Below are 23,724 nucleotides of genomic sequence, written 5' to 3' on the forward strand. Positions count from 1 at the left end.
GCTCGGCTTTTTATTTCGGCTCCGGAATCGCGCCGCGCGCTCGGAGTTCGTCGACGTCGCCCGCGTCGTATCCGTACTCCCGTAACACCGACTCCGTGTGCTCGCCGAGCGCCGGCGGATGGCGGCGGACGGTCGTCGGGGTCCGCGAGAAGTGCATCGGCGAGCCGGGGAACCGCACCGTGCCCGCGGTCGGGTGTTCGGCCTCGGCGAGCATCCCGCGCGCCTCGATCTGGGGGTCGGCGAACACCTCGCTCACGTCGCGGACGCGGCTCGCGGGCACGTCGTGCGCTTCGAGCCGCTCGACCGCCTCCGCCGTCGACATCGCCGAGAACGTCTCCCCCAGCTCTCGGTCGACGAACTCGCGGTTCCGAACGCGGCCCTCGTTCGTCTCCAGTCGCTCGTCGGCGAGCAGGTCGGGGCGGTCGACTGCCTCGCACAGCGGCGGCCAGAACCGGTCCGACGAGCAGGCGACGACGACGTACCCGTCGCTCGTCTCGAACGCCTGGTACGGGACGATGTTTGGGTGTTTGCTCCCCATCCGCTCCGGCGGGTCGCCGCTGGCGAAGTAGTTCGTCGCCATGTAGCTGGTCCAGGCGGCCTGCCCGTCTAACAGGCTCACGTCGATCTTCTGCCCGCGGCCGTCGCCGAGCTCGCGTTCGAGGAGCGCCGCGAGGATCGCCTGCGTCGCGTACATCCCCGCCCCGACGTCGGCGAGCGCGACGCCGATCCGGACCGGCGGTCCGCCCTCGACGCCGGTGAACGACATGAAGCCGCCGCGGGCCTGCATCATGATGTCGTAGGCGGGCTTGTCGCGGTCGGGGCCCCACTCGCCGTAGCCGGAGATGGCGCAGTAGACGAGCCCGGGGTTCTCCTCGACGAGGTCGCCGTAGTCGAGGCCCCAGTCGGCGGTCTTCCCGACGCGGAAGTTCTCGACGAGCACGTCCGCCTCGCGGGCGAGGTCGCGGACGACCGCGCGCCCCGACTCGGTGGTCAGGTCCAGCTGGATCGACCGCTTGTTGCGGTTGACGCTGACGTAGTAGGCGCTCGCGTCGTCCTCGTCGTCGGTCTCGGCCCCTCCGTCGTCCGCACTGAACGCGGGCGGGACCCACGTCCGGGTCTGGTCGCCCCGCCCGGGCCGCTCGACCTTGATCACCCCCGCGCCGAGGTCGCCGAGCTGCATCGTGCAGAACGGGCCGACGAGGACCCGGGAGAGATCCAACACGGTGAGCCCGTCCAGCGGCCCGACGTCGCTCTCGGGGTCGCGCGCCTCACCGACCACGCGCTCTCGCCTCCGCGGACCGCCGCCGTGTCCGGTTCATGCGATCCGACTCAGCCGCCGGGCTACTGAGTGTTGGGGTGCGTCGGACGGGAGAGAAACGGAGAAGCGGCCGTCTCAGGCCGGGAGCGTGTCGATGCCGCCGATCTCGACGAAGCCGTAGCCACAGTCTGGACAGCGCCACTTCGTCTTCTCGCCGAGGTGGAGGGTCATCGCCGCGGTCCGGTAGAACGAACGGGTCTCGCCGCACGCGGGACAGTCCACGTCCTTTTCGAGCGCCATGTGCGCCGATCGATCCGGGCCGGTGTTGAACCTACTGATTCGGGTTTCGACCGCTCACCACACCGGCGCGAGCAGCAGCGCGACCGTCGCCGAGATGAAGACGAGCTTGAGCGCGGTGTTGACGACGATCACCTTCGTCCCGAACGACGGCCCCCAGATCCCGTACTGGAACGGGATCGAGCGCCGGAACGTGGAGACGGCGAACGAGAGGATGCTCCCGATGAGCAGCGACGCGACCGCGGTCCGCGTGGTGAAAATCCCGGCCTCGGTCCCGGCGAGCGTCGCCGCGCCCGCGGTCGTGTCGAGCGTGAACACCGCGATGACCGGCACCGCGGCACCCGGCAGGCCCAGCACGCTCGTGATCGGCTCCGCCACGCTCGTCAGCGCGGTCACGTCGTAGGTCGCGACGAGCCAGATGACCAGCGTGTACACGACCGCGAGCCGCGGGACAATCCGCTGGAGGGTCCGCCACGACCTCCCGGCCGCGTCGCGCACGCGCTCCCGGCCGGTGCGGTCGTCGTCCTCGGGCCCGGTCGCCTCGACGCCGGCGAGCGCGGCGCGGTCGACGTTCGCCTCGGAGAGGAGGAACCCGCCCGCGACGACGCCGGTGACGGTGATCAGTAGCGCGATGCCGGCGCGCGCGCCGACGTAGACGGCTCCGGTGGTGACGCCGAGAATCGGGATCAACACCGGGATGTAGTATGTGAACACGTGCTGAACGAAGCCGAAGAACGTGTTCATCGTCACCGCGACGAGCGTCGCTCGGTCGTCGAGCAGGCCCGACTCGCGGAACTCCGCGAGCGTCGCATAGCCCGCGGTCGTCGACGCCGCGGTCGTGAGGATCGCCGTGCCGACCTCGTCCGGGAGGTTCGCGGGCCGCGTCAGCCACCCCGCGAGCCCGGCGACGTACCGGACCAGCCCGAACGCGACGGCGACGTTGGCGGCGAAGACGCCCCCCGCGATGAACGCCGTGATCCGGGCCAGCCGGGGGACCACCTCCGCGAGCAGCGTCGAGAGCTCGGCGGCGACCGATTGCACGAATCGGCGTACGCGAGGGGCGCTCAAATGGCCGTCGGAACGGGCTGGCGTTCCCGGAGCGTCGGAACGCGCGCCGCCGCGCGGGGCTTATGGTCCGCCGCGGGGAACGACCTCCCGATGGCTCCCGCCGAGGACGACATCTCGATCGACGAAAAGCGCGTGTACGCGGGCAGCGCCGGCCGCACCGACGCCTACGTCGCGACGGGAACGGGGATCGTCCGCGTCTCGCTGTCGGCCGACAAGATCGGCGCGTTCGACATGGTCGCCCGTGACCCCGCCCGCGACGTCGCCGTCTGCGCGCGAGACGAGGGGGCAGACCTCGTCGTCGCGGCCACGGCCGACGGGCTCTCGGTCGGCGCGGTCGGCGACGACCCCGCGTTCGAGCCGGTCGACGACGAGCCGACGGTCGCGGTCGGCGGGAGGAGAGCCCGTAACGGGACGCTCGTCGTCGCCCGCGAGGGTGGCGCGATCGAACGCGTCGTGTTCGAGGCGGGAAAGACCGCGATCGCGTCGACCACGCAGATCGGGTCCGTCGCGGAACCCCGGGCGGTCGACGGCGGCCTCGTCGCGAGCGCGGAGGGAGTGTACCGGGTCGGCGAGAACGGGGTCACGGACGTCGGTCTCGACGACGCCCGCGACGTGGCCGGGTCGGGAATGCCGTTGGCGGCGATCGGTGCGGGGTTCTACTGGCTCGGCAACGGCTGGATGACGGTCCGGGAGGCCGCCACGGACGCGGTCGCGGCCGACGGCGACGGGCACGCGATGGCGGTCGTCGACAGCGACCTGCTCGTCCACGCGGGCGCGGGCGGCGAGTGGGGCGAGGAGACGTGGGCGGTCGCGGACCTGCCCGTCGATGAGACGGCCGTCGCGCTCGGCTACGGACCAGGTATTTCGGTCGTGGTCACCGACGCGGGCACGCTCTGCGTCGACGCCGGCGACGGGTGGCGACACCAGGTGGTCGGCGTTCGGGACGCGGCGGGCGTGGCGCTCGCGGTCGTGGAATAGGTTGAGGGTCAATCGACCGGGCGACCGTCGAATCGAGGCGTCGGTCCGTAGTTCCCGAGTCCGCGGCCAGCCAAAGCGGTAATGAGACGGGACGTGCTACTCCGGGCCGACGATGGAGCAGCGTACCGCACTCCGTAGTGGCGTGGCCGGAACGGCAGTCGGCGTGGTCTCCGCGGGAGGACTGTGGTGGGCAGAGGGGTTTCTGGACGGCATGGGCGTCCTGATAGCGGCCGTGAGCGTCGTCTGGGCGGCCGCGACGGCGGCATCGCTCTACGTTTTCGCCTCGCGTCCCGACTGGGGAGACGATGGGCCGTGGGGCGCCGTGATCGCCGGCTCCCTGTTGTTCAGCGTCGCGCTCAACCTCTCCGAGGTCGCCCTCTCGCCCGACGTCCACGCGGCGCTCACGCTCCTGGTGCTCGGGTTCACCACGCTGGGGTACACCGCCGGGGTCGCTTCCGTCTCCCACCGGGAGCGTCCGGCGCCGGCATCCGAGGAGACCGCAACCGAGGGGTAGCGATGAGACGGGAGTAGGTCCTCGTCGCGGGCGCCGTCGGGATCGCTGTCTATGCGGCGCTCGGCAGGTCGATCTCGTCGCCGTCGGCGTAGACGGTCGGATCCCGGACGATCCCGTCGAGGTGGAGCGGCGCGTCCGTCTCGCCGCCGATCCCGGCGTTGTCACCGATCGCGATGTGGACGGTGCCGCCCGCCTTCTCGTCGAGGAGGACCGAGCCGACGAGCTCCTCGACGCCGCCGTTCGTCCCGATGCCGAGCTCCGCGAGGTTGTACGCCGCGTCCCCGACCTCGTCGGCCGCGGCCTCGACGTCGGCGCGGATCGCGTCGTCGGTGATCTCAGTCACGAACCCGTCCTCCACTTCGAACGCGAGCTCCTGCCCGTCGTCGAGCAGCCCGTGGGGCATCATCGTCCCGTCCACGACGAAGGTCCCGGTCGCGCTCGCGGGCGCGACGAACACCTCGCCGGCGGGGAGGTTCGAGAAGTCGCCGGGCTCGCGCACTATCCCGGTGTCGGCGAGCCACTCGCGGTCACCGATCTCGAAGGTGATGTCCGTCCCGGCGGGCGCGGTGACGCGGACCTCGTCGGCGTCGCCGATCTGACCGAGCACGTCGTCGCAGGCGGCCTCGATGGCGGCGTAGTCTGCGTCAAGGCCGGTCGTGAACACGTCCTCGGTGATCCCCGGCAACGTCGCGCCGCGCGCGCCGGCGTCGCAGGCCGCGCCGCGGGCCCGGGTGTGGCTCAGGCTCTTCGTCGTCGGCGCGAGGAAGACGTCGGCCTCCGCCATCGCGGCCGCGACCGGGGCCGGCGGCTCCGTCCCGTGCTGCTCGGCCGGCGGGTACCGGAGGAGTGTCGCGTCGTCGGTGGCGTCGGTCGCGGCCGCGTAGAGCGCCTCGCCGATCGGCTCACGTTCGTCGTCAGTGACGACCGCGACCGACTCGTCGGGCGCGACGTTCAGACACTGTTCGACCGCGGTCGCCGCGGCGTCGGAGAGGTCGGCTGCCATACTACTGTCTCCGTTCGGCTGGGCGTTAGGCCTTGTCATCGTCGTGTTTACTCAATTCCGTAATTGAATTATTTACGTCCGGTGTCGATCGGCGTCGAATTAACCGATCGATTACTCGTGGGGTAGTTAATTTCATTTTGGCGGCCTCGAAAAGATTATACCGATTCCCGAGCGAGAGGCAGACATGATACGCGTGGGCGTCAACGGCTACGGGACGATCGGGAAGCGGGTCGCGGACGCCGTCGCGGCCCAGCCGGATATGAAGCTCGTCGGCGTGACGAAGGCGTCGCCCGACTACGGCGTCGAGGCCGCGGCGCGGCGTGGATACGACCTGTACGCGGCGGTCGACGACGGCGCCGAGGCCTTCGCGGCCGCCGGGGTCGACCTCGCCGGGACGCTCGGCGACCTGCTTGAGGCCGTCGACGTCGTCGTCGACTGCGCGCCCTCCGGCGTCGGTGAACGCAACGCGCCCGTCTACGAGGCGCACGACACACCGGCAATCTTTCAGGGCGGCGAGGACGCCGCCGTCGCCGAGACCTCGTTCAACGCTCGCGGCCGGTTCGAGGCGGCCCGCGGCGCGGACGCGGTCCGCGTCGTTTCCTGTAACACGACCGCGCTCTCGCGGCTGCTCGCGCCGCTCGACGAGACCTACGGCGTCGAGAAGGCGCGCGTCACGCTCGTGCGCCGCGGTGGCGACCCGAGCGAGACGAACCGCGGGCCGATAAACGACATCGTCCCCGACCCCGCCACGGTTCCCTCCCATCACGGTCCGGACGTGAACGAGATCCTCCCCGACGTGCCTGTCGACACCGCGGCGCTGAAGGCGCCGGTCACGGGGATGCACACCCACAGCGTCAACGTCACGCTGGAGACCGAGCCCGACTCGACGGCCGTCCGCGACCTCCTCGCCGACGAGGACCGGATCTTCCTCGTCCCGGAAGCAGCGGGAATCGACGGCGCCGGCGCGCTAAAGGAGTACGCCGCCGACGCGGGGCGGCCCCGCGGCGACCTCTGGGAGAACTGCGTCTGGGAGGAGTCGATCAGCGTCACCGGCCGGGACCTCTACCTCTTCCAGAACGTCCATCAAGAGGCCGACGTGGTCCCGGAGAACGTCGACGCGATCCGCGCGATGACGACCGACGTCGACGCGGCCGAGTCGGTGGCCCGGACGAACGAGACGCTCGGCGTGGGTCTCGAGAGCCGACTCGGAGACGACGGGCCGGCGCGGACGGAGTTGGCGGCGGACGACTGAGGACCGCAGTCGCGCTCTTTTCGGTCGCTACCGTTCGGAAACGACGGTCACTCGCTCGGTCGCGTGACGAGGAACGTGCGCCCGCCTCGGCGTTCAACGTGGACCTCGCTCCCGTCGACGCGGTTCGCGCGAATGCGGTCCGGGAGGCGGTCGGTTCGACAGTCGGTGACGTCCACGCGGGTCGGCGTCGCGTATCGGGGTCGGTCGGCGGTGGCTGCGCTCATATCACCAGATCAGTCTGGAACGCCCCTATAACCGAGCCATCCGCGGAGTGAAAGTGAAAGTGGACGGTTCCGCGTCGCTCGCGCGGAATCCGGATCGCTGCGGCCGCCCAGCGAGGGTCGGACGGTCGTCGGCCGCCGTCCTACCGACGGAGGCCTTTCGCCTCGTCGCCCTCGACGAAGCGCACCCTGAAGTAGTCGTATCCGCCGTAGGCGGCGTCGAGCGCGCCCATCCACCAGTTCCACCGTTCGACGATCGACGAGCCATCCGGGGCGTCCTCCAAGTGTCCGATCACCCCCGACACCGTCAGTCCGTGGCCGCGGTCCTCGGAGGGCCGCCCGGAGTCGACGAGGTCGCGGGCCGACCGCGAGACCGCCCGCCGCTCGGCCTCGGTCCCGCCGAACTCGTCTTCGAGTGCGCGTTCCAGACGCTTTCTGTCCATACCTGACCTTGGTCCCGCGGGTATATGAGTCGCGTGGTAGGGGGTGGCACGTCCGGTGACGCGACCCCGTCATAACCGCGCGGCAAGCGCGAGGAACAGCAGCGAGAACGGCGCGGTCAGCAGCGCCAGCGCGACCCCGCCCGCCCCCTCGCCGGCCGCGACGGCCATGAGGAGACCGACGACGAGCGAGAACGACCCCAGCACCGCGAGGGTGAGCCGCTCCGGGACGCTCGCGCGGTCCGGCCCGTCGCTCTCCGCGAGTACCGCGTCGAGCGCGGACTGGACCTCGTCCGCCCGGTCGCGGGGGACGAACAGCCACGGCGTCGACCGGAACCAGTCGTTCCCACGGTACGCGAGCAGGAACACCGTGGTCCACGGGAGGTCGATCCGCCGCGTCCTGACGACGGCCCCGAGGTCGTCGCTCCGGGTCCGATCGCGCGACGGGTACGTCCGCGCCACCGTCCGCTCGTCTGGGTCGACCCGGACGACGACCCCCGACGACTCCGCGACCGCCGGCACGAGCCAGGCGAGCCAGAACAGCGGCCAGAGGGCTGGGAGGAAGTCTGCCGGAAGGGCCACCGCGGCCGCGACGACCGCGCCGAGCCCGGCCAGCGTCCAGCCGGGCCGGAGCGTGCCCGCGGCCTCGCGAAGTCGGACGACCGAGAACTCCCCGGCGGCCTCGCGGTACGGGACGTACAACGACGGGACGGTCGCGATCCCGAGCGCGATCAGGAGCCCCATCCCGACGACGACCCCCTCGGCACCGACGCTCGGGATCGCGACGTCACCCGAGGCGAGGCCCGCAAGCACCCCGGCGGCGACGCCGGCGAAGACGAGGAGGACCCCGGCGACGATCCCGACGGAGGCCCCGGCTGTGAGCGAGCGCAGTCGCTCGTGGCGGACCGGGCCCCACTCGATCGGGTCGCGTTCCGGGGCGGTCTCGGAAGCGCCGTGGTCGCCGTGTGGCTCGGCCGGTGTCTCATCGGTTTCGACGAGCTCCGTCGCCTCCTCGGGAGTGGAGGAAGTCCCGCGCTTGGAGGGCATACGGGCGGAGTTACTGCCGCTGTGATAAAAATCGTGAGGCCGGCTCGGAGCCGGCGCCGGCGGACCGGCTACGGATCCGACGCGGCGGCGTCCGCGCTGGGCTTGTCGGCGTCCGTCGACGCCTCGGGCGGCTCCGTCGGTTCGACGTTGCCGAGCCGGAGCGCGTTCCCGGTGACGCCGAGGCTCATGCCCATGTCGCCGACGACGACGGCCATCGCGACGCTCACGTAGCCGAGGGGAGCCCCGGCGGCGAGCAGCGCCTTCACCGCGAGGGAGGCCCCGATGTTCGTCCGGATCGTCGAACTCGCGCGCGAGGCGAGGTCGACGACGTACGGGAGCCGGGTCAGGTCGTCGGCCATCAGCGCCACGTCCGCGGTCTCGATGGCGGTGTCGGTGCCGGCGGCTCCCATCGCGATCCCGACGTCCGCGGCCGCGAGGGCGGGCGCGTCGTTGATCCCGTCGCCGATCATTGCGACGCCCCCCTCAGTCTCGGCGGCGAGCTCGCGCACGGCCGCGACCTTCTCGTCGGGGAGCAGCTCGGCCCGGACCTCGTCGACGCCGACGCGCTCGCCGATAGCCCGCGCGGTCCGCTCGTTGTCCCCGGTGAGCATCGCGACGCGGTCGATCCCGAGTTCGTGGAGCCGGTCGACGACCCACGCCGCCTCCGGCCGGACCGTGTCCGCGACCGCGACGACGCCCTCAAGCTCCGTCTCGGTCCCCACGAGGACGACCGTCTTCCCCTCGGCCTGGAGCCGGGGGATCGTCTCGCTCGTCAGGTCGAGGTACTGCCCGTGCTCGCAGGACTCGGCCGCCGCGGTGACCTCGGTGTCCCCGGACCGGCTTCCTTCCGCTGCCTCGGGGTCCCGGACCACGCCGCCGTCCGGCCGGACGTGCGCGTGGCTCAGGTCGAAGCCGAGGTCCGCGAACAGCGAGGGCTTGCCGGCGTAGTGTGTCTCGCCGTCGAGGTCGGCGCGGACGCCCTCGCCGGTCAGCGCCTCGAAGTCGGTGACGGCGGTTTCGTCAGACCCGTCGTCTGCCGCCGCCGAGCCCCGCGTCTCGGCGTCGCGCGCGACGATGGCCTCGGCGACGGGGTGTTCGCTGCGGCGCTCGATGGCGGCCGCGCACGCCAGCACGTCCGCCGGGTCGCGGTCGCCGAGGGGGACGACGTCGGTCACCGACAGCTCGCCGCGCGTGAGCGTCCCCGTCTTGTCGAGCGCGACGGCGTCGACGTCGCCGGCGGCCTCCAAGTGTTCGCCGCTCTTGATCAGGACGCCGTTCCGGGCGGCCGCGGTGACGCCGGAGACGACGCTGACGGGCGTCGAGATGACGAACGCGCACGGGCACGCGACGACGAGGAGCGTGAGCCCGCGGACGAACCACGTCTCCGCGCCCCCGCCGACGAGGACCGGGCCGAGCGCGGCGGTCGCGACCGCGCCGACCACGACGATCGGCGTGTAGACGGCCGCGAAGCGGTCGACGAACCGCTCGGCGCGCGTCTCCTCGCCGTTGGCCGCCTCGACCAGCTCGACGACCCGCGAGATGGTCGACTCGGACGCGGGCGCGGTGGCCTCGACCTCGAGGTAGCCGGCCTCGTTGATCGAGCCCGCGTACACCTCGTCGCCGGGCTCCTTCTCGGCCGGGACGGACTCGCCGGTGATCGGCGACTCGTCGACCGCGCTGGAGCCCTCGCGGACCACCCCGTCGAGCGGGACGCGCTCGCCGGGCCGCACCGCCAGTCGCTCGCCCGTGGCGACGCGCTCGGCGGGGACGGTCTCCTCAGTCCCGTCGCGGATCACGACCGCCTCGTCGGGGGACAGCTCCATCAGCTCGCGCAGCGAGGTGCGCGCCCGGTCGATCGAGTAGCGTTCGAGCAGCTCCGCGACGGAGAACAGCACCGCGAGCGTCGCCGCCTCGAACGGGAGGTCGACGAGCAGCGCGGCGACGACGCCGACGCTCATTAGCAGGTCGATGTCGAGGCTCAGCCCGCGCAGCGAGTAGACGCCGTTCCGAAGGATCGGCGGCCCGGCGACCGCGACCGCCAGCAGGTACGCGACGGACGCGCCCGTGACCGCCCAGGGCCCGAGGAAGCCGACGCCGCCGATCGTTGCGAACGTCGGGTCGAGCCCGGGGAGCAGCCACTCTAGCGCGAGCCCGACTGCGAGGAAGACGCCGCCGACCGCGGTGGCGATCGCGCGGGGGCTCGTGAACAGGTCGTCGGCGACGCCATCGGACTCCGCGTCCGCGACCGCGTACCCCGCGCCCTCGACGGCGGCCGTCAGCGACTCCACGTCCGTCGCGTCCGGGTCGTACGTGAGGACCACGACGCCCGTTGTGGGCCGGGTGTCGACCGAGCGGACGCCCTCGCGGTCGAGCGCCCCCTCGACTTTCCCCGCACACGACGAGCAGTCCATGTCGGGCACCGCGAGGCGAAGCTGCGCCCCCGTCGGCGCAGTGCCGTCCGACTCGTCGGGGTCGGCCGTCGGGTTCGATTCGTTCATTGACTGAACGTCGCTCCCGGAGCGTTATTAATCCAGCTACCATTTAACGGGGCAAATTTATGAATAATTATTAAATCGAAGTCACGAATACACAACTCTACGAGGAAGTATTTATTTCCGAGCCGGCTACCCGCGAGTATGACAGATTGGCGCGCCGTCGGCTACGGCTTTGTCGTGATGCTGATCGCCGGACTGCTGGCGACGTTCGTCCCCGTCGTGGGCCACGTCGGCGCGGGGCTCATCGGCGGGTTCGTCGCCGGCTACGTCGCCGGCGGCGGCCTGCTCTCCGGCTTCTGGCACGGGCTGCTGGCGGGGTCCGTCAGCGGCGTGGTCGTCACGCTCCTGCTCGCCGCGTTCGGCGGCCTCGTCGGACTGGCCGGCGGCCCGCTCGGGAGCCTGCTCGGCGGCGCCGGCGTGCTCGTTGTCGGGCTGTTCCTCACGCTCTTCTTCGCGGTCGACTCGGCGCTCGCGGGTGCGATCGGCGGCGTGCTCGGGTAGCGCGACCGAGGTCGAAGGACACCGTCGCTGTGGGTTCCGTGCCGTAGTATACAACGAAGATCGGGAACGCGGCGGAACGGACTACCCCGCGGTCGGCCGCTTCTTACGCGCTCTCGACGGCGTCGAGGACCGCGTCGTAGTCCGGCTCGTTCGTCGGATCGTCGGCGACCCAGTCGAAGACGACCCCCCCGTCGTCGTCGATCACGAACACGGCGCGGTTCGCGATGCCATGGAGGCCGAGCTCGGCGATGTCGATCTCGAGGTCGTACGCCCGGATCGCGTCGCCGGCCATGTCGCTCACGAGGTCGAACTCGATCTCGTGCTCCTCGCGGAACGCGCCCTGTGAGAACGGCGAGTCGGCGCTGACCCCAAACAGCGTCGCGCCGGCTTCCGCGAAGGCGTCGGCGCGCCCTTGGAAGGCGACCATCTCGTTCGTACACGGCGGCGTGAACGCGCCGGGGAAGAACGCGAGCACGACCGGGCCGTCGCCGATCTCCTCGCCGAGGTCGAACGGCTCGTGGTCGCTCGTGCCGACCGTCGCGGTGAACGTGGGTGCGTCGTCGCCTGTGGATACCATCGCCTTCCGATACGACCGATTCACGCAAAAGGCTTGTCGCGCCCCCGTTCGGTGCCGGTATCGGTTCGGCGCCGCCTCGGGCCGAACCGTCGGCCGACTACTCTCGGTCGATGTACTCCTGCTGGATATCGACGACCTCGCCGGAGTCCTCGCAGTCGGCGTACCGCCGGAGCGGCTCCGCGTTGAGTTCGAGGAACGTCTCCCCCCAGGTGAACTTCGACAGCACGCGCTCTGCGTGATCACGCTCGCCGAGGATGACCAGCGCCGCGGCGAACGCCTCGACGGTCGTGAGCCGCATCGGGCGGCCGAAGTTCACGGGGTTGGCGGCGACGAGGTACGGGAGCGCGCGGTGGTCGCCGGGGAGCGAGAACATCTTCTCGCCGGCCGACTCCCACGAGCAGTCGAGCGCGACGAGCGCGGTCTCGGCGGCCCGCTCGGCGTCGGCGGGCGAGAGTGCGCGCTCGGCGTGGGGGTTGAGGACGACCCCGTACGGCGTGGCCCGGTCCGAGCGGTGGAGCGCCGCGAGGTCGAAGCGCGAGAGCTTCCGGGCCGTACATTTGTCGGGGTCGTCGTCGCCCTCGTACCGGACGTGGAGGTCCACGCTACGAGGTTGTCCGAGCCGGATATAAGCGGTGCGGACGGAGCCGAGAAAAAATGGCGGGTCGTCGGCCGCGCTCGCTCACGGGGCGCGGGTCTGCGTCACCATCGGGTCGGGTTCGTCCTCCTCGGACGAAACGCGCGTCTGCGTCTTGATCGGAGCCGATTCGCCTTCGGTTGTCGGTTCGTTCATCGCATATTGTAGAATTTACTCGTCACGGAAAAAATCTTTGCTGAAATACCTATTACTCACCCTCTTACCTTGTATTCTCATGATCGTTGTGATTTGTATCGACGAATGTTTTATGAAATGCTCTTTTGATGCCTGATTGAACGCACTGCGTATTCGGGAGTCCGCCGCGAACCCGACTCCGTCGCTCCGTCCCGATACCGTCAAACCGGCCCGGTACCGGCGGGGTTTTTCCTCGTCGCCCCGGTGGGTGATCCATGGAGCTGTTCGCGGTTCCGGACCTCCCGGAGATCCGGAAGGGAGACGACCTCGCGGCCATGATCGACGAGCGCGTCGACCTCCGCGAGGACGACGTGGTCGTCGTCGCCAGCACGGTCGTCTCGAAGGCCGAGGGGCGTGTCTTCGACCTCGACGACTTCCCGGCCAGCCCCCGGGCCCGCGAGGTCGCCGACCGGCTCGCCGAGATTGCGGGCGAGGAAAAAGACCCCCGCTTCGCGCAGGCGGTCATCGAGGAGTCGACGGAGCTGGTCATGGAGGCCCCCTTCCTCCTCACCGCGACGCGCTTCGGGCACGTCGGCGTCAACGCCGGCATCGACCGCTCGAACGTCCCGGACGGCGACCTGCTGCTGCTCCCGGAGCGCCCTTCCGAGAGCGCGCAGCGCATCCGGGAGGGGCTCGCAGCCGACCGCGTCGTTGTCAGCGACACCTGCGGTCGCCCCTTCCGCCACGGCCAGCGCGGGGTCGCGATCGGCTGGGCCGGGATGCCCGCCAGCCGTGACTGGCGCGGCGAGCGCGACCGCGACGGCCGCGAGATGGGAGTCACCGTCCAGAACGTGATCGACGAGCTCGCCGCGGCCGCCAACCTCGTCGCCGGCGAGGGCGCGGGCGGCACCCCGGTCGTCGTCGTCCAGGACTGGGCGTTCGGCGACCACGGCGGATCGGACAATCACTTCCGCGAGGTCGAGGGCGACTTCGTCCGGCAGGCCCTGCGGGAGTGGCGCTTTCAGGAGTAACCATGCTCGGAATCGAACTCACCCCAGAACACGAGCTGTCTCGCCTCGTCGACCTCGGCGTCCGCGCCGAGGACGCCGGCTACGACGTCGTCTACTCGACGTGTCACTACAACAATCGCGATCCGTGGGCGTTCCTCTCGCGGCTCGCGGCCGCCACCGACTCGGTCCGGCTTGGCCCGGGCGTCGCTAACCCCTACGAGACCCACCCCGTCACGCTCGCCTCGAAGGTCGCCACGGTCGACGAGACCTCCGAGGGTCGCGCGGTCTTCGGGCTCGGCCCCGGCGACCCCTCGACGCTCGCGAACCTCGGGCTCGAAGACGAGCGCGGTCTCCGGCCGGTGTTGGAGGCGTTCAAGACCGCGCAGCAGCTCTGGGCCGGCGAGCGCGTCGACCACGACGGCACCTTCGACGCGTCGGACGCCGGGCTCAACTACGAGCCGCCGCAGGGGGCGGACATCCCGGTCCACGTCGGCGGCGAGGGGCCGCACATGTGCCGGATGGCCGCGAAGCACGCCGACGGTCTCCTGTACAACGGCTCGCACCCGAAGGACCTCGCGTGGGCCCGCGAACAGGTCGACGACGGCCTCGGCGACCGGCCCGACGGCCGAGGCGAGTTCGACCTGATCGCCTACGCCGCGGTGTCGGTCGCCGAGGACGAGGCCGCCGCCCGCGAGGCCGCCCGGCCGCCGGTCGCGTTCATCGCCGCGGGCGCGGCCCCGCCGGTCCTGAAGCGCCACGGGATCGACCCGGAGGCCGCGAGCGAGATCGGCGACCGCGTCTCGGCCGGCGAGTTCTCCGCCGCCTTCGAGCGCGTGACGCCCGAGATGGTCGACGCGTTCTGTATGGCGGGCACCCCCGAGACCGTCCGCGAGCGCGCCGCCGCCGTCGCCGAGCACGCCGACGGCCTCGTCGTCGGCTCGCCGCTCGGGGCGGACCTCGAGGCCGCCGTCGACCTCGCAGCCGAGGCGGTCGACGGGCTGTTCTGAGGCCCGTTGACGGACCCGCGGTTCCCACACGCCCGCGGTCTGCGGATTCTCGCCCGGTGACAATCGAGAATCGGTCCTGATAACGCCGGCGAGGGGTTCATAACCCGGTCTCGTCGAAGTCGGGGCATGTCCACGACACGACAGCGCCGCCCGGGGGTCCGCGGGCGGTACGAGGCCCTCCTGTGGCGGACGATGGACGCGCTCGGCGTCTCGGAGTCGATAGAACGAAAGGTCGTCGCGGCGGTCGGTATCCAGTTTCTCGTCACGGTCGGTATCTTCCTCACGCAGTTCCTGATCCCGGGGACGGCGGCGTACGTCGTCTCCGGGGTCCTGTTCCTCGGCTCGGTCGTCGCCATCTACAACACTCTACTGATCGTTCGACGCGACTTCGCCGGTCCGATTCGGGCGCTGGAGCGGCAGGCGGAGGCGATCGCCGCGGGCGATGTCGACGCTGCGAGCGACGTCCGCGCAGACGGCCAGTCGGCAGACGACGCCGCGGCGGCGCTCGACCCGACCCAGCCCGACGAGATCGGCAGCCTCGTCGGCCGGTTCGCCGAAGTCCACGGCTACCTCACGACCGTCTCCGCGCAGTCGGAGGCGCTCGCGGCCCAGGAGTTCGACGACCCGGTGCTCGACGAGGAGGTCCCGGGCGCCTTCGGCGAGTCGCTCGACGAGATGGCCGAGAACCTCGCGGCCTACACCACCGAGCTGGAGTCGCTCGTCGACGCGTTCGGCGACGCCGCGGAGCGGGCACAAGACGGCGACCTCACGGCGACGATCGACGAGGACGCGCTGGCGACCGACGAGCGGCGGTACGCCGAGCTCGTCGACAACTACAATCGCCTAGTCGCGACGCTGGGCGAGACGCTCGGCGACGTCGGCGCGTTCACCGCGGACGTGGCCGGCACCGCGGACGACGTGCGCGCGGGCATGGACGAGGTCGACGACGCGAGCGGCGAGGTCGCCGGCTCGGTCCAGGAGATCTCCGACGGCGCGGCCGAGCAGACGGACGAGCTGGAGGCTATCGCCGGCGAGATGAACACGCTGTCGGCGACCGTCGAGGAGATCGCCGCCTCGGCCGACGACGCCGCCGAGACGGCCCGCGACGCGGCCGAGCGCGGTCGCTCCGGCCGCGAGGAGGCCGCCGAGGCGATCGCGGAGCTGGAGTCGCTCGAAGCGCGGATCGGCGAGACGGCAGACGCGGTCACCGACCTCGCGGAACGCGTGGGCGAGATCGACGAGATCGCGGCCGTGATCGACGAGATCGCCGAGGAGACCAACCTGCTCGCGCTGAACGCCTCGATCGAGGCGGCGCGCGCCGACGGCTCCGGCGACGGGTTCGCCGTCGTCGCCGACGAGGTGAAGTCGCTCGCCGAGGAGACGCGTGAGTCCGCGGCGGAGATCTCCGGGCGGATCGAGGCCGTCCAAGAGGCGTCCGCGTCGACCGCGGCCGACGCCGAGGCGATGGAGGCGCAGGTCGCCGACGGCGTCGAGACGATCGAGTCGACGCTGCGGGAGTTCGAGGGGGTCGTCGAGGACGTGACGACGGTCGACGAGACCGTCCAAGAGATCAGCGACGCGACCGACGACCAGGCGCGCACGACGCAGGAGGTTGTCGACATGGTCGACGGCGTCGCGTCCGTGAGCAGGCAGACCGCCACCGAGGCGGAGACGGTCGCGGCCGCGGCCGATCAGCAGACGACGACGGTCTCGGAGGTGACGGGGCGGGTTCACACGCTCTCCGACCAGTCCGACGAGCTGTTGGCGCGGCTGGAGGAGTTCGAGGTGCCGGACCGGGACGGCGGGAGCGCGAGCGCCGTCGGCGGCCCGGGGACTGCTGCCGGGGCGCGGTCGGCGACCGGCGCGGACGACGACTGAGTGGGGAGGACGACCGAGCGCGGCCGACGACGTCGACGCCGCGGGTTACTCGGAGCGTCCGCGGCCGCCGAGCGCGGGGAGGTCAACGCCGATTTCGGAGAGCAGCGCGCCGACGGCGGCGTAGCCCAGCGCGGCCACGGACGCGACGATCAGGACCTGTCCGACGAGGACGAGCAGCGCCGACAGGGGGTCGCCGGCGCCGAGGATGAGGTCGTTCAGGAAGATGTCGACGAACCGGCCGACGTCGCCGACCAGCCGCGAGACGAAGTCGATGAGCGCCATCATAAGCAACGCTTGTACCGGGGGGTACTTGGGTGTTGAGTTCGCGGCGGGGCCGCGCCCGCTCCGCGGCTACGCCTCCGGATCGGCCGCCGGCGCGTCGTCGGCCCGCGCGTACCGCAGCGCCCACCCGATCAGGACGCCCTGGAACGGGAGCCGGATCAGCGCCGCGAGCCGCGCCAGCCCGACGAGCTGGTCAGGCACGAGGTCGGCCAGCACCTCGCGGCGGGCGAGGTGGACGTTCGCCGGGAACACGGCCACGAGCAGGGCGGCGATCCCCCACGCCGACGGGCGGCGCGTCCGCGGGATTGCGACGCCGAACCCGAGGATGATCTCCGCGATCCCCGAGAGGTAGACGAGCCCGACCGGGCGCGGGAACGCCGGCGGCACCGCCTCCGCGAACCGTTGCGGGACGAGGAAGTGAGCGGTCCCGGCGACGACGTACACCGCGCCCATGAGCGGCGCGAGCGACCGGTCGGAGCCGCCGGCCTCGTCATTCTCCGGGTTGGTCGATCCGGTTCGGCCTCTGTCTGTCATGTCTCGCCACACGGGCGGGGGGAGTATGAGTCCTCGGCGTTCGGCGCCCGAGAGCCGTCCCGACGCCCGCCGCGGTGACGACCGAGGTCCCCGGAATCGAACCCCTTACGAGCGGGCGAGCCCTACGGCATCGCAATGAACACGTTGTTCTGGGTACTCACGGGGGTCCTCGCGTACTCCGCGGTCGCGATGGGACTGCGGAACAGGGGGATCCTCCCGGACGGAGTCGGGGTCTCCGGCCCGGTACTGACCCTCCGGACGCTCCGCGGGCGCGCCTTCTTGAGCCGGCTCGCGGCGCCGAAGCGGTTCTGGCGCGCCGTCGCCAACCTCGGGCTCGGGGGGGCCCTAGTGGCGATGGTGGCGTCGTTCGCGCTCATCATCTCGTCCGCGTCGTCGGCGTTCACGAATGCGCAGCCCTCCGCGATCCAGCAGCCGCAGAACTTCCTCATCATCCCCGGGGTCAACGACTTCCTCCCCCTGTCCGTCGCGCCCGAGATCGTCGCCGGCCTCGCCGCCGCGATGGTGATCCACGAGGGGGCGCACGGCCTCCTCTGCCGGGTCGAGGACATCGACATCGACTCGATGGGACTCGTCTTCTTCACGCTGCTCCCGGTCGGCGCGTTCGTCGAACCGGACGAGGAGGCGACCCAAGAGGCGTCCCGCGGCGCGCGCGCCCGGATGTTCGCGGCCGGCGTCACCGCGAACACGCTGCTGACGATCGTCGTCTTCGCGCTCCTCTTCGGCCCCGTCGCGGGGGCAATCTCGCCCGCCGCCGGGTACGCGGTCGGCGAGGTGAACCCCGGATCGCCGGCGGCCGCCGCCGACATCTCGCAGGGCGACCGGGTCGTCGAGGTCGCCGGGACGCCGATCGAGACCGCCGGCGAGTTCGAGTCCGCGCTCGCCGACGCGGGCGACTCCGTCGCGCTCACCGTCGACGACGGCGACGCCAGGGAGACGGTGACGGTCGACCGCGAGCTACAGGTGGTCGGCTCCGCCGGCGGGAACCCCCTCGGCGTGATGATCGAGACAGAGCCGGTGACGATCGCGAGCGTGAACGGCGAGTCGGTCGCGACCGAGTCCGACCTCTTCGCCGCGGTGGGCGGCGACGAGCGCGCGACGGTGACGGTGACCGGCAACGAGACCGTCATCGACCAGGTCCGCGACGCGCCGGGGGCCGAGACAGCCACCGACGTCGAGACCACGGCGGACGAGGGCGCCGTCACCGTCCCGGACGTGCCGATCGGCGCGTACGTCGTCGGCGTCCAAGAGGACGGGCCGATCCACGACGCGGGCGCGGCGCTCGGCGAGCCGCTGACGATCGTCTCCGTCGACGGCGAGCGCGTCGTCGACAACGACGCGCTCTCGGCCGTCCTCGGCGAGCGCGAGGCGGGCGAGACCGTCCCCGTGACGGTGTACGACGCGGACGGCGAGCGGGACACCTACGACGTGGAGCTCGACCCGCACCCGAACCGCGACGGCGGGTTCATCGGCGTCAGCGTCTTCCCCGGCACGAGCGGGCTCGCGCTCGACGACGTGGGCGTCACCGAGTACCCCGCCGGCGCGTACCTCGAACTGCTCGGCGGCGACGGCGGACAGGGCGCGACGGACGGGGTCCCCCTCGGCGGGATCACCGAGTCGCCGCTCGGGCTCGTCTTCGTCGCGCTCATCCTCCCGCTCGGCAGCCTCTTCGGCCTCCCGTTCAACTTCGCGGGGTTCACCGGCGAGGTGACCAACTTCTTCGTGATCGAGGGACCGCTCGCGGCGCTGGGCGGCGGGACGTTCCTGCTCGCGAACCTCCTCTTCTGGTCCGGGTGGATCAACATCCAGCTGGCGCTGTTCAACTGCCTGCCCGCGTTCCCGCTCGACGGCGGGCGCATCCTCCGGATGGCCGCCGAGGCGGTGATCAGCCGGGTCCCGGTCAGCGACCGGCACGCGGCGGTGCGGACGATCACGGTCTCCTCTGGGTTGGTGATGCTCGCGGGGCTGATCGCGATGATCTTCGGCAACCAGATCCTCACCGCGCTCGGGCTGATCTGAGCGGCGTAGCGCGCGTTGCGGCCGCGGGGACCGTCCGAGCGCCGGGCGACCCCGAGGGAAACGCGTTTCCCCGGCGGACGTGACGCGTCCGTATGACCCACTCGCGGACCGTCGAACTCGAGGGCCACATCATCGACAGCGGGACGATGCAGCGCTGTTTCGGCGCGGTGATGGACCTCGGCGGCTCCTTCGACGTCGAGCGGTTCGACGTCGGGAAACACGAGACCGAGGAGTCGTACTGCCGGTTGACCGTCTCCGCCGACGACCCCGAGACGCTGCGGGGGATCCTCCACGAGCTCCACCAGAACGGCGCGGTGCTCGAAGACCCCTCTGAGGTTGAGCTCGTCGCCGCGCCCGCCGACAAGGTGGTCCCACCGGACTTCTACTCGACCACGAACCACCCGACCGAGGTGTTGTACGACGGCGAGTGGATCGAGGTCGAGCGGATCGAGATGGACTGCGCGCTGGTCGTTGAACCCGAGCCGGCAGCGGACGCCGGCGAGGGGAACCGAGCGGACGCCTCGGACCCGGATAACTCCCCACGCGCCTACACGAAGACGCTCAACGCGATCGAGGAGGGCGACCTCGTCGCGACCGACCAGTCCGGGATCCGGGTGAACCCGCCGGAGCGCCCGCGGAGCGGCGGCGGTGCGTTCGGGTTCATGCAGGGCGGCGTCTCCGCCGAGCGCCCCTCCGAGTCGACGATCCGCGAGGTGGCCGAGGAGCTGCGCGCGGTGAAGGCGGACGGCGGCAACGTGATGATCGTCGCCGGGCCCGCGGTGATCCACTCCGGCGCCGGCGACGCGCTCGCAGACCTCGTCGCGGGGGGCTACGTCGACGCGCTCTCCGCGGGCAACGGCTTCGCCACGCACGATTTAGAGCGCTCCATCTACGGCACCTCGCTCGGAATGGACGTCGAGACGCTCGAACACCCCCGGAAGGGGCACAAACACCACATCTGGACCATCTCGGAGATCATCCGCGCCGGCGGGATCGGGGCCGCCGTCGAGGACGGGATCATCACGGAGGGCGTCATGTACGAGTGCGTCGAACACGATGTCGACACGGTCCTCGCGGGGTCGATCCGCGACGACGGCCCGCTCCCGGACACAATCACCGACGCGGTCGCGGCTCAGAACGCGATCCGCGAGCAGGCCCACGACGCCGACATCGTGATCATGCTCGCCACGCTGCTCCACTCCGTCGCGGTCGGGAACTGCCTCCCGTCGACGACCAAGACCGTCTGCGTCGACATCAACCCAGCCACCGTCACCCAGCTCCTCGATCGCGGCTCGGCGCAGGCGATCGGGATGGTCACCGACATCGGCACGTTCGTCCCGACGCTCGCGGAGTTCGTGCTAGAGGACGACGACGCCACGGCCGACGGGCCCGGAGATTCCACGGGGGGCGACGCGTGACCGTCGAACTCCGCCCCTACGAGCGGGAGCGCGACGCCGACGGTCTCTACGCCGCGAAGATCGCGTTCGAACGCGGCCTCGGTGAGAACACCGGCGGCGACGGGAAGGCGGCCGCCTACGAGGGCAAGCTCACCGACGAGTACCGCGAGCGGTGGCTCGACTGGGTCGACCGCTGCGTCGCCGACGACCCTCGATGCGTGACCGTCGCGGTCGACGAGAGCACGGACAGAGACGGAGATGGAGACGGAGCGGGGGCGCCGGCCGGCGGCTCTGTCGTCGGCTACGCCTTCGTCCTCCCGGAGCGGCTGGCGATGATCTGGGACGCGGCGGTGTTGAACGAGCTGTACGTCGCGCCCGACCACCGCGGCACCGGCGTCGCCGACGACCTGATCGGCGCCGCGCTCGACCTCGCGGCCGACCAGGACCTCCCGCTCGACCGGCTGGTGTTGGACGTCGACCCCGCGAACGAGCGCGCGAGGGCGTTCTACGACCGCCACGGGTTCGAGTCGTGGGGCGAGATGGTTGCGCGACCACTGGACGAGGCCTGAGCCGGTCGTTTCGCGGTGGACTGCGGCGGCCCGGACCCGTTCCGAGTCCCGAAGCTACAAGCGCGTCCGTCCGCTTCCTTCTGCCGTGATACAGATCGGCATCGTCGGCTGCGGCGTGATCGGGAACCGCCTCGCGGCTGCGATAGCAGACCACGACCGGTTCGAACTGGTGGCCGCCTGCGACCTCGACGCCGACCGGGCCGCGTCGCTCGCGGCCGACCACGGTACCGAGCGCACCGTGACGACGACCGACCACGAGGCACTCGTCGCGACCGACGGCCTCGACGCCGTCTACGTCGGCGTCCCGCCGCTCGCGCACCGCGACGTGGTCGCCGACGCGCTCGCGGCCGACAGGCACGTCATCTGCGAGAAGCCCATCGCGGCGGACGCGGAGACGGGCCGCGAACTCGTCGCGCTCGCCGAGGAGACCGACCGCGTCACGGCGGTGAACCTCCCGTTCCGCTACACGCCCGGGTTCGTCCGGCTCCGTGAGATGGTCGAGGCGGGGGAGGTCGGTGACCCGCGCCGCGTGGAGCTCCGGTTCCGCTTCCCGCAGTGGCCCCGCGAGTGGCAGGACGTGTCGTGGCTGGAGTCGCGCGACCAGGGCGGCCCCCTGCGCGAGGTGGGGACGCACTTCCTCTTCGGCGTCCAGGAGCTGTTCGGCCCGATCGAGACCGTCTCCGCGGACGTCGGATACTCGGGGCCCGAGCGCTACGAGGACGACGTGGTCGGGACGTTCCGGGCCGACGGGGTCCGCGGGACGGTCGACCTGCTGTGCGACCACGAGGGGGAGGAGGAGAACAGCGTCACGGTCGTCGGCGACGAGGCGTCGCTGTCGCTGACGGAGTGGTACCGACTCGTGCGCGACCGCGGCCGCGAGGGCGAGGCGACACTTGTCGACGAGCGCGGCGACACCGTGCGGACGCTCCTCACCGAGTTCGCCGACGCGGTCGACGGTGACGGGGGCGACCTCGTCTCCTTCGCCGAGGCGACGCGCGTTCAGGAAGTTCTCGACGCGATTCACGCCTCCGAGGGCGACTCGGTTCGACCGGGAGTCGACGCCGGCGGACGGTAACTCGCCGCGGAGTCGCGGGCCGGGAACGCCCGACAGGAATTATGTGTCTCTCGGACCCATCTCCGCGCATGAGCTACCTCGTTGCGACCGACGGATCGACGGAGGGGGACGAGGCGGTCCGGTACGCGGCGCGTCAGGCGGTCGCGTTCTACGAGACGCTGGAGATCGCCCACGTGCTCACACCGGACTCGGAACTCGTCGACGGGACAATCATCCTCCCGGGCGAGGACGCGGCCGTCGAGGCCGGACAGGGAGTCTTAGCGAACGCCCGCACCATCGCCGAGGAGGCGGTCGACGAACCGATCACCGTCGAGACGCAGCTGCTCACCGGGCGACCGGCCGACGCGCTCACGGAGTACGCCACAGAGGCGGCGGTCGACGCCATCTACGTCGGGCACCGCGGGCTCTCCGAGGAGCGCGAGCAGGTCGTCGGCAGCGTCGCGAAGAGCGTCGTCGACAAGGCCGACGTTCCCGTGACGGTGATCCGGTAGTTGTCAGCGTAAATAAACGACTTCCAGGCCTCAAAACGGTCGTTTTCGACGGGTTCTCCCGTTTGCCGTCCCGTCACAGGCGCCGGAAAGAACCGCCATTATCGGACGTTCAAAACGGCGTTGGGCCGTAGCATGGACGATGTCTGAAGACGTACTCGTTACCGCGGACTGGGTCGAAGAGCGCCTCGACGCGTTTCAGGACGACGACTCCGATCACCGGCTCGTCGAGATCAACAACCCGACCGTCACCGACGAGTCGGAGTACACGCCCTACGAGGAGGGCCACATCCCCGGCGCGCTGAACTTCGAGTGGGACGCGGTGTTCACCGACGAGACGGAGCGCGACATCGTCTCGAAGGAGGCGTTCGCCGAGCGAAACGGCGAGGGCGGCATCGACGCCGACACGACCATCGTTGTGTACGGCGGCGGCCGCGTGCCGAACTGGTTCGCGCTGTTCGGCTACTGGATCTACAAGTACTACGGTCACGACGACATCCGCGTGATCGACGGCGGGAAGGGATACTGGGTCGAGAACGACTACCCGCTCTCCACGGAGGAGCCCGACTTCACGCCCCGCGAGTACGCGGCCCGCGGTCCCTTCGAGAGCGTCCGCGCGTACAAAGACGACATCGACAAGGCGATCGAGGAGGGGATCCCGATGGTCGACGTCCGCTCGCCCGAGGAGTTCTCCGGCGAGGTCATCGCGCCCGAGGGGCTCAACGAGACCGCCCAGCGCGGCGGTCACATCCCCGGCGCGAGCAGCGTCCCGATCGGCACGACGCTGAACGAGGACGGGACGTTCAAGAGCGCGGACGAGCTCCGCGAGCTGTACAGTGACGCCGGCGTCGACGGCGAGGAGTCGACGATCACCTACTGCCGCGTCGGCGAGCGCTCGTCGATCGAGTGGTTCCTCCTCCACGAGCTGCTCGGCTACGACGATGTCCGCAACTACGACGGCTCGTGGACCGAGTGGGGCAACCTCGTCGGCGCGCCGATCGAGACGGGCGAGTAAGCGACCGACGCG

At 71.0% G+C, this 23,724-nt stretch carries 25 protein-coding genes; 13 read left to right on the forward strand and 12 right to left on the reverse strand.

The genetic code is table 11. The features are described 5' to 3' along the window. Positions 1-10 precede the first annotated feature (10 nt). The 3 genes from ABNG04_RS04805 to ABNG04_RS04815 all read right to left on the reverse strand — a co-directional run bounded on the left by ABNG04_RS04805 (position 11) and on the right by ABNG04_RS04815 (position 2,596). Positions 11-1,279: a CaiB/BaiF CoA transferase family protein gene (locus ABNG04_RS04805; protein WP_371160492.1), complete on the reverse strand. Its 1,269-nt coding sequence runs from the start codon at positions 1,277-1,279 to the stop codon at positions 11-13. A 114-nt stretch (positions 1,280-1,393) separates the two neighbouring features. Then, positions 1,394-1,558: a DUF7838 family putative zinc beta-ribbon protein gene (locus ABNG04_RS04810; protein WP_371160494.1), complete on the reverse strand. Its 165-nt coding sequence runs from the start codon at positions 1,556-1,558 to the stop codon at positions 1,394-1,396. Positions 1,559-1,612: 54 nt separating this feature from the next. Next, positions 1,613-2,596 (reverse strand): nucleoside recognition protein, encoded by a 984-nt coding sequence (locus tag ABNG04_RS04815; protein ID WP_371160496.1) that lies wholly within the window; start codon positions 2,594-2,596, stop codon positions 1,613-1,615. Positions 2,597-2,713: 117 nt separating this feature from the next. On the opposite strand from ABNG04_RS04815, the gene ABNG04_RS04820 reads away from it, so the two are divergent. Beyond that, on the forward strand, positions 2,714-3,601 hold the full coding sequence (locus tag ABNG04_RS04820; RefSeq protein WP_371160498.1) for an HVO_0234 family beta-propeller protein: 888 nt from the start codon (positions 2,714-2,716) through the stop codon (positions 3,599-3,601). A gap of 112 nt (positions 3,602-3,713) precedes the next feature. Further along, complete coding sequence (locus ABNG04_RS04825; RefSeq protein ID WP_371160500.1) at positions 3,714-4,115, forward strand: hypothetical protein; 402 nt, start codon at positions 3,714-3,716, stop codon at positions 4,113-4,115. 49 nt (positions 4,116-4,164) lie between these two features. Here ABNG04_RS04825 and ABNG04_RS04830 read toward each other — a convergent pair whose 3' ends face one another. Next, entirely contained in the window at positions 4,165-5,118 is a 954-nt protein-coding gene (locus ABNG04_RS04830; RefSeq protein WP_371160501.1) for an aminopeptidase, read from the reverse strand. Positions 5,119-5,302: 184 nt separating this feature from the next. Here ABNG04_RS04830 and ABNG04_RS04835 point away from each other — a divergent pair, with 184 nt between their 5' ends. After that, positions 5,303-6,370 (forward strand): type II glyceraldehyde-3-phosphate dehydrogenase, encoded by a 1,068-nt coding sequence (locus tag ABNG04_RS04835; protein ID WP_371160503.1) that lies wholly within the window; start codon positions 5,303-5,305, stop codon positions 6,368-6,370. A 47-nt stretch (positions 6,371-6,417) separates the two neighbouring features. Here ABNG04_RS04835 and ABNG04_RS04840 read toward each other — a convergent pair whose 3' ends face one another. The 4 genes from ABNG04_RS04840 to ABNG04_RS04855 form a co-directional block, all read right to left on the reverse strand. Beyond that, positions 6,418-6,594 carry a hypothetical protein gene (locus ABNG04_RS04840; protein ID WP_371160505.1) on the reverse strand — a complete coding sequence of 59 codons (177 nt, stop codon included), beginning with the start codon at positions 6,592-6,594 and terminating at the stop codon, positions 6,418-6,420. Positions 6,595-6,734: 140 nt separating this feature from the next. After that, positions 6,735-7,034 (reverse strand): WNWW family protein, encoded by a 300-nt coding sequence (locus ABNG04_RS04845; RefSeq protein ID WP_371160507.1) that lies wholly within the window; start codon positions 7,032-7,034, stop codon positions 6,735-6,737. Between the two features lie 69 nt (positions 7,035-7,103). Next, entirely contained in the window at positions 7,104-8,078 is a 975-nt protein-coding gene (locus ABNG04_RS04850) for a hypothetical protein (protein ID WP_371160509.1), read from the reverse strand. Positions 8,079-8,146: 68 nt separating this feature from the next. Next, positions 8,147-10,576, reverse strand: a complete 2,430-nt coding sequence (locus tag ABNG04_RS04855) for a heavy metal translocating P-type ATPase (RefSeq protein ID WP_371160510.1) — start codon at positions 10,574-10,576, stop codon at positions 8,147-8,149. A gap of 138 nt (positions 10,577-10,714) precedes the next feature. Between ABNG04_RS04855 and ABNG04_RS04860 the strand changes: the two genes are divergently transcribed. Beyond that, positions 10,715-11,074 (forward strand): DUF5518 domain-containing protein, encoded by a 360-nt coding sequence (locus ABNG04_RS04860; protein ID WP_371160511.1) that lies wholly within the window; start codon positions 10,715-10,717, stop codon positions 11,072-11,074. A gap of 103 nt (positions 11,075-11,177) precedes the next feature. Here the strand turns inward: ABNG04_RS04860 and ABNG04_RS04865 are convergent, their stop codons facing one another. Both ABNG04_RS04865 and ABNG04_RS04870 read right to left on the reverse strand, forming a co-directional pair. Continuing rightward, entirely contained in the window at positions 11,178-11,651 is a 474-nt protein-coding gene (locus ABNG04_RS04865) for a redoxin domain-containing protein (RefSeq protein WP_371160513.1), read from the reverse strand. A gap of 97 nt (positions 11,652-11,748) precedes the next feature. Continuing rightward, on the reverse strand, positions 11,749-12,252 hold the full coding sequence (locus ABNG04_RS04870; protein ID WP_371160515.1) for a DUF367 family protein: 504 nt from the start codon (positions 12,250-12,252) through the stop codon (positions 11,749-11,751). A gap of 443 nt (positions 12,253-12,695) precedes the next feature. Here ABNG04_RS04870 and ABNG04_RS04875 point away from each other — a divergent pair, with 443 nt between their 5' ends. From ABNG04_RS04875 to ABNG04_RS04885, 3 genes are all read left to right on the forward strand, one after another. Beyond that, the gene (locus ABNG04_RS04875; protein ID WP_371160517.1) at positions 12,696-13,451 is read left to right on the forward strand and encodes a coenzyme F420-0:L-glutamate ligase; all 756 of its coding nucleotides are present in this window, start codon (positions 12,696-12,698) and stop codon (positions 13,449-13,451) included. Positions 13,452-13,453: 2 nt separating this feature from the next. Continuing rightward, a complete protein-coding gene (locus ABNG04_RS04880) occupies positions 13,454-14,437 on the forward strand; it encodes a 5,10-methylenetetrahydromethanopterin reductase (RefSeq protein WP_371160518.1) in 984 nt (327 codons plus the stop codon). A 192-nt stretch (positions 14,438-14,629) separates the two neighbouring features. Further along, the gene (locus tag ABNG04_RS04885; RefSeq protein ID WP_371160764.1) at positions 14,630-16,315 is read left to right on the forward strand and encodes a methyl-accepting chemotaxis protein; all 1,686 of its coding nucleotides are present in this window, start codon (positions 14,630-14,632) and stop codon (positions 16,313-16,315) included. Positions 16,316-16,360: 45 nt separating this feature from the next. On the opposite strand, the gene ABNG04_RS04890 is transcribed toward ABNG04_RS04885, so the two are convergent. Together ABNG04_RS04890 and ABNG04_RS04895 are read right to left on the reverse strand one after the other, a co-directional pair. Then, a complete protein-coding gene (locus ABNG04_RS04890) occupies positions 16,361-16,600 on the reverse strand; it encodes a DUF8024 family protein (protein WP_371160519.1) in 240 nt (79 codons plus the stop codon). Positions 16,601-16,666: 66 nt separating this feature from the next. Further along, positions 16,667-17,131, reverse strand: a complete 465-nt coding sequence (locus ABNG04_RS04895; protein WP_371160520.1) for a DoxX family protein — start codon at positions 17,129-17,131, stop codon at positions 16,667-16,669. A 135-nt stretch (positions 17,132-17,266) separates the two neighbouring features. On the opposite strand from ABNG04_RS04895, the gene ABNG04_RS04900 reads away from it, so the two are divergent. The 6 genes from ABNG04_RS04900 to ABNG04_RS04925 all read left to right on the forward strand — a co-directional run bounded on the left by ABNG04_RS04900 (position 17,267) and on the right by ABNG04_RS04925 (position 23,712). Beyond that, positions 17,267-19,168, forward strand: coding sequence for a site-2 protease family protein (locus ABNG04_RS04900; protein WP_371160522.1), 1,902 nt, complete (start codon positions 17,267-17,269; stop codon positions 19,166-19,168). Between the two features lie 92 nt (positions 19,169-19,260). Then, positions 19,261-20,586, forward strand: coding sequence for an ornithine cyclodeaminase, nickel-pincer nucleotide-dependent (locus ABNG04_RS04905; protein ID WP_371160524.1), 1,326 nt, complete (start codon positions 19,261-19,263; stop codon positions 20,584-20,586). Then, positions 20,583-21,134 (forward strand): GNAT family N-acetyltransferase, encoded by a 552-nt coding sequence (locus tag ABNG04_RS04910; protein ID WP_371160526.1) that lies wholly within the window; start codon positions 20,583-20,585, stop codon positions 21,132-21,134. Before ABNG04_RS04905 ends, ABNG04_RS04910 begins: the two co-directional genes overlap by 4 nt. Before the next feature lie 85 nt (positions 21,135-21,219). Then, the gene (locus ABNG04_RS04915; protein WP_371160527.1) at positions 21,220-22,209 is read left to right on the forward strand and encodes a Gfo/Idh/MocA family protein; all 990 of its coding nucleotides are present in this window, start codon (positions 21,220-21,222) and stop codon (positions 22,207-22,209) included. 68 nt (positions 22,210-22,277) lie between these two features. Further along, the gene (locus ABNG04_RS04920) at positions 22,278-22,700 is read left to right on the forward strand and encodes a universal stress protein (protein ID WP_371160529.1); all 423 of its coding nucleotides are present in this window, start codon (positions 22,278-22,280) and stop codon (positions 22,698-22,700) included. 139 nt (positions 22,701-22,839) lie between these two features. Next, a complete protein-coding gene (locus ABNG04_RS04925) occupies positions 22,840-23,712 on the forward strand; it encodes a sulfurtransferase (protein WP_371160530.1) in 873 nt (290 codons plus the stop codon). Positions 23,713-23,724 lie beyond the last annotated feature (12 nt).

The sequence above is a fragment of the Halorubrum miltondacostae genome (assembly GCF_041379815.1).
GTDB classification, from domain to species: Archaea; Halobacteriota; Halobacteria; order Halobacteriales; family Haloferacaceae; genus Halorubrum; species Halorubrum miltondacostae.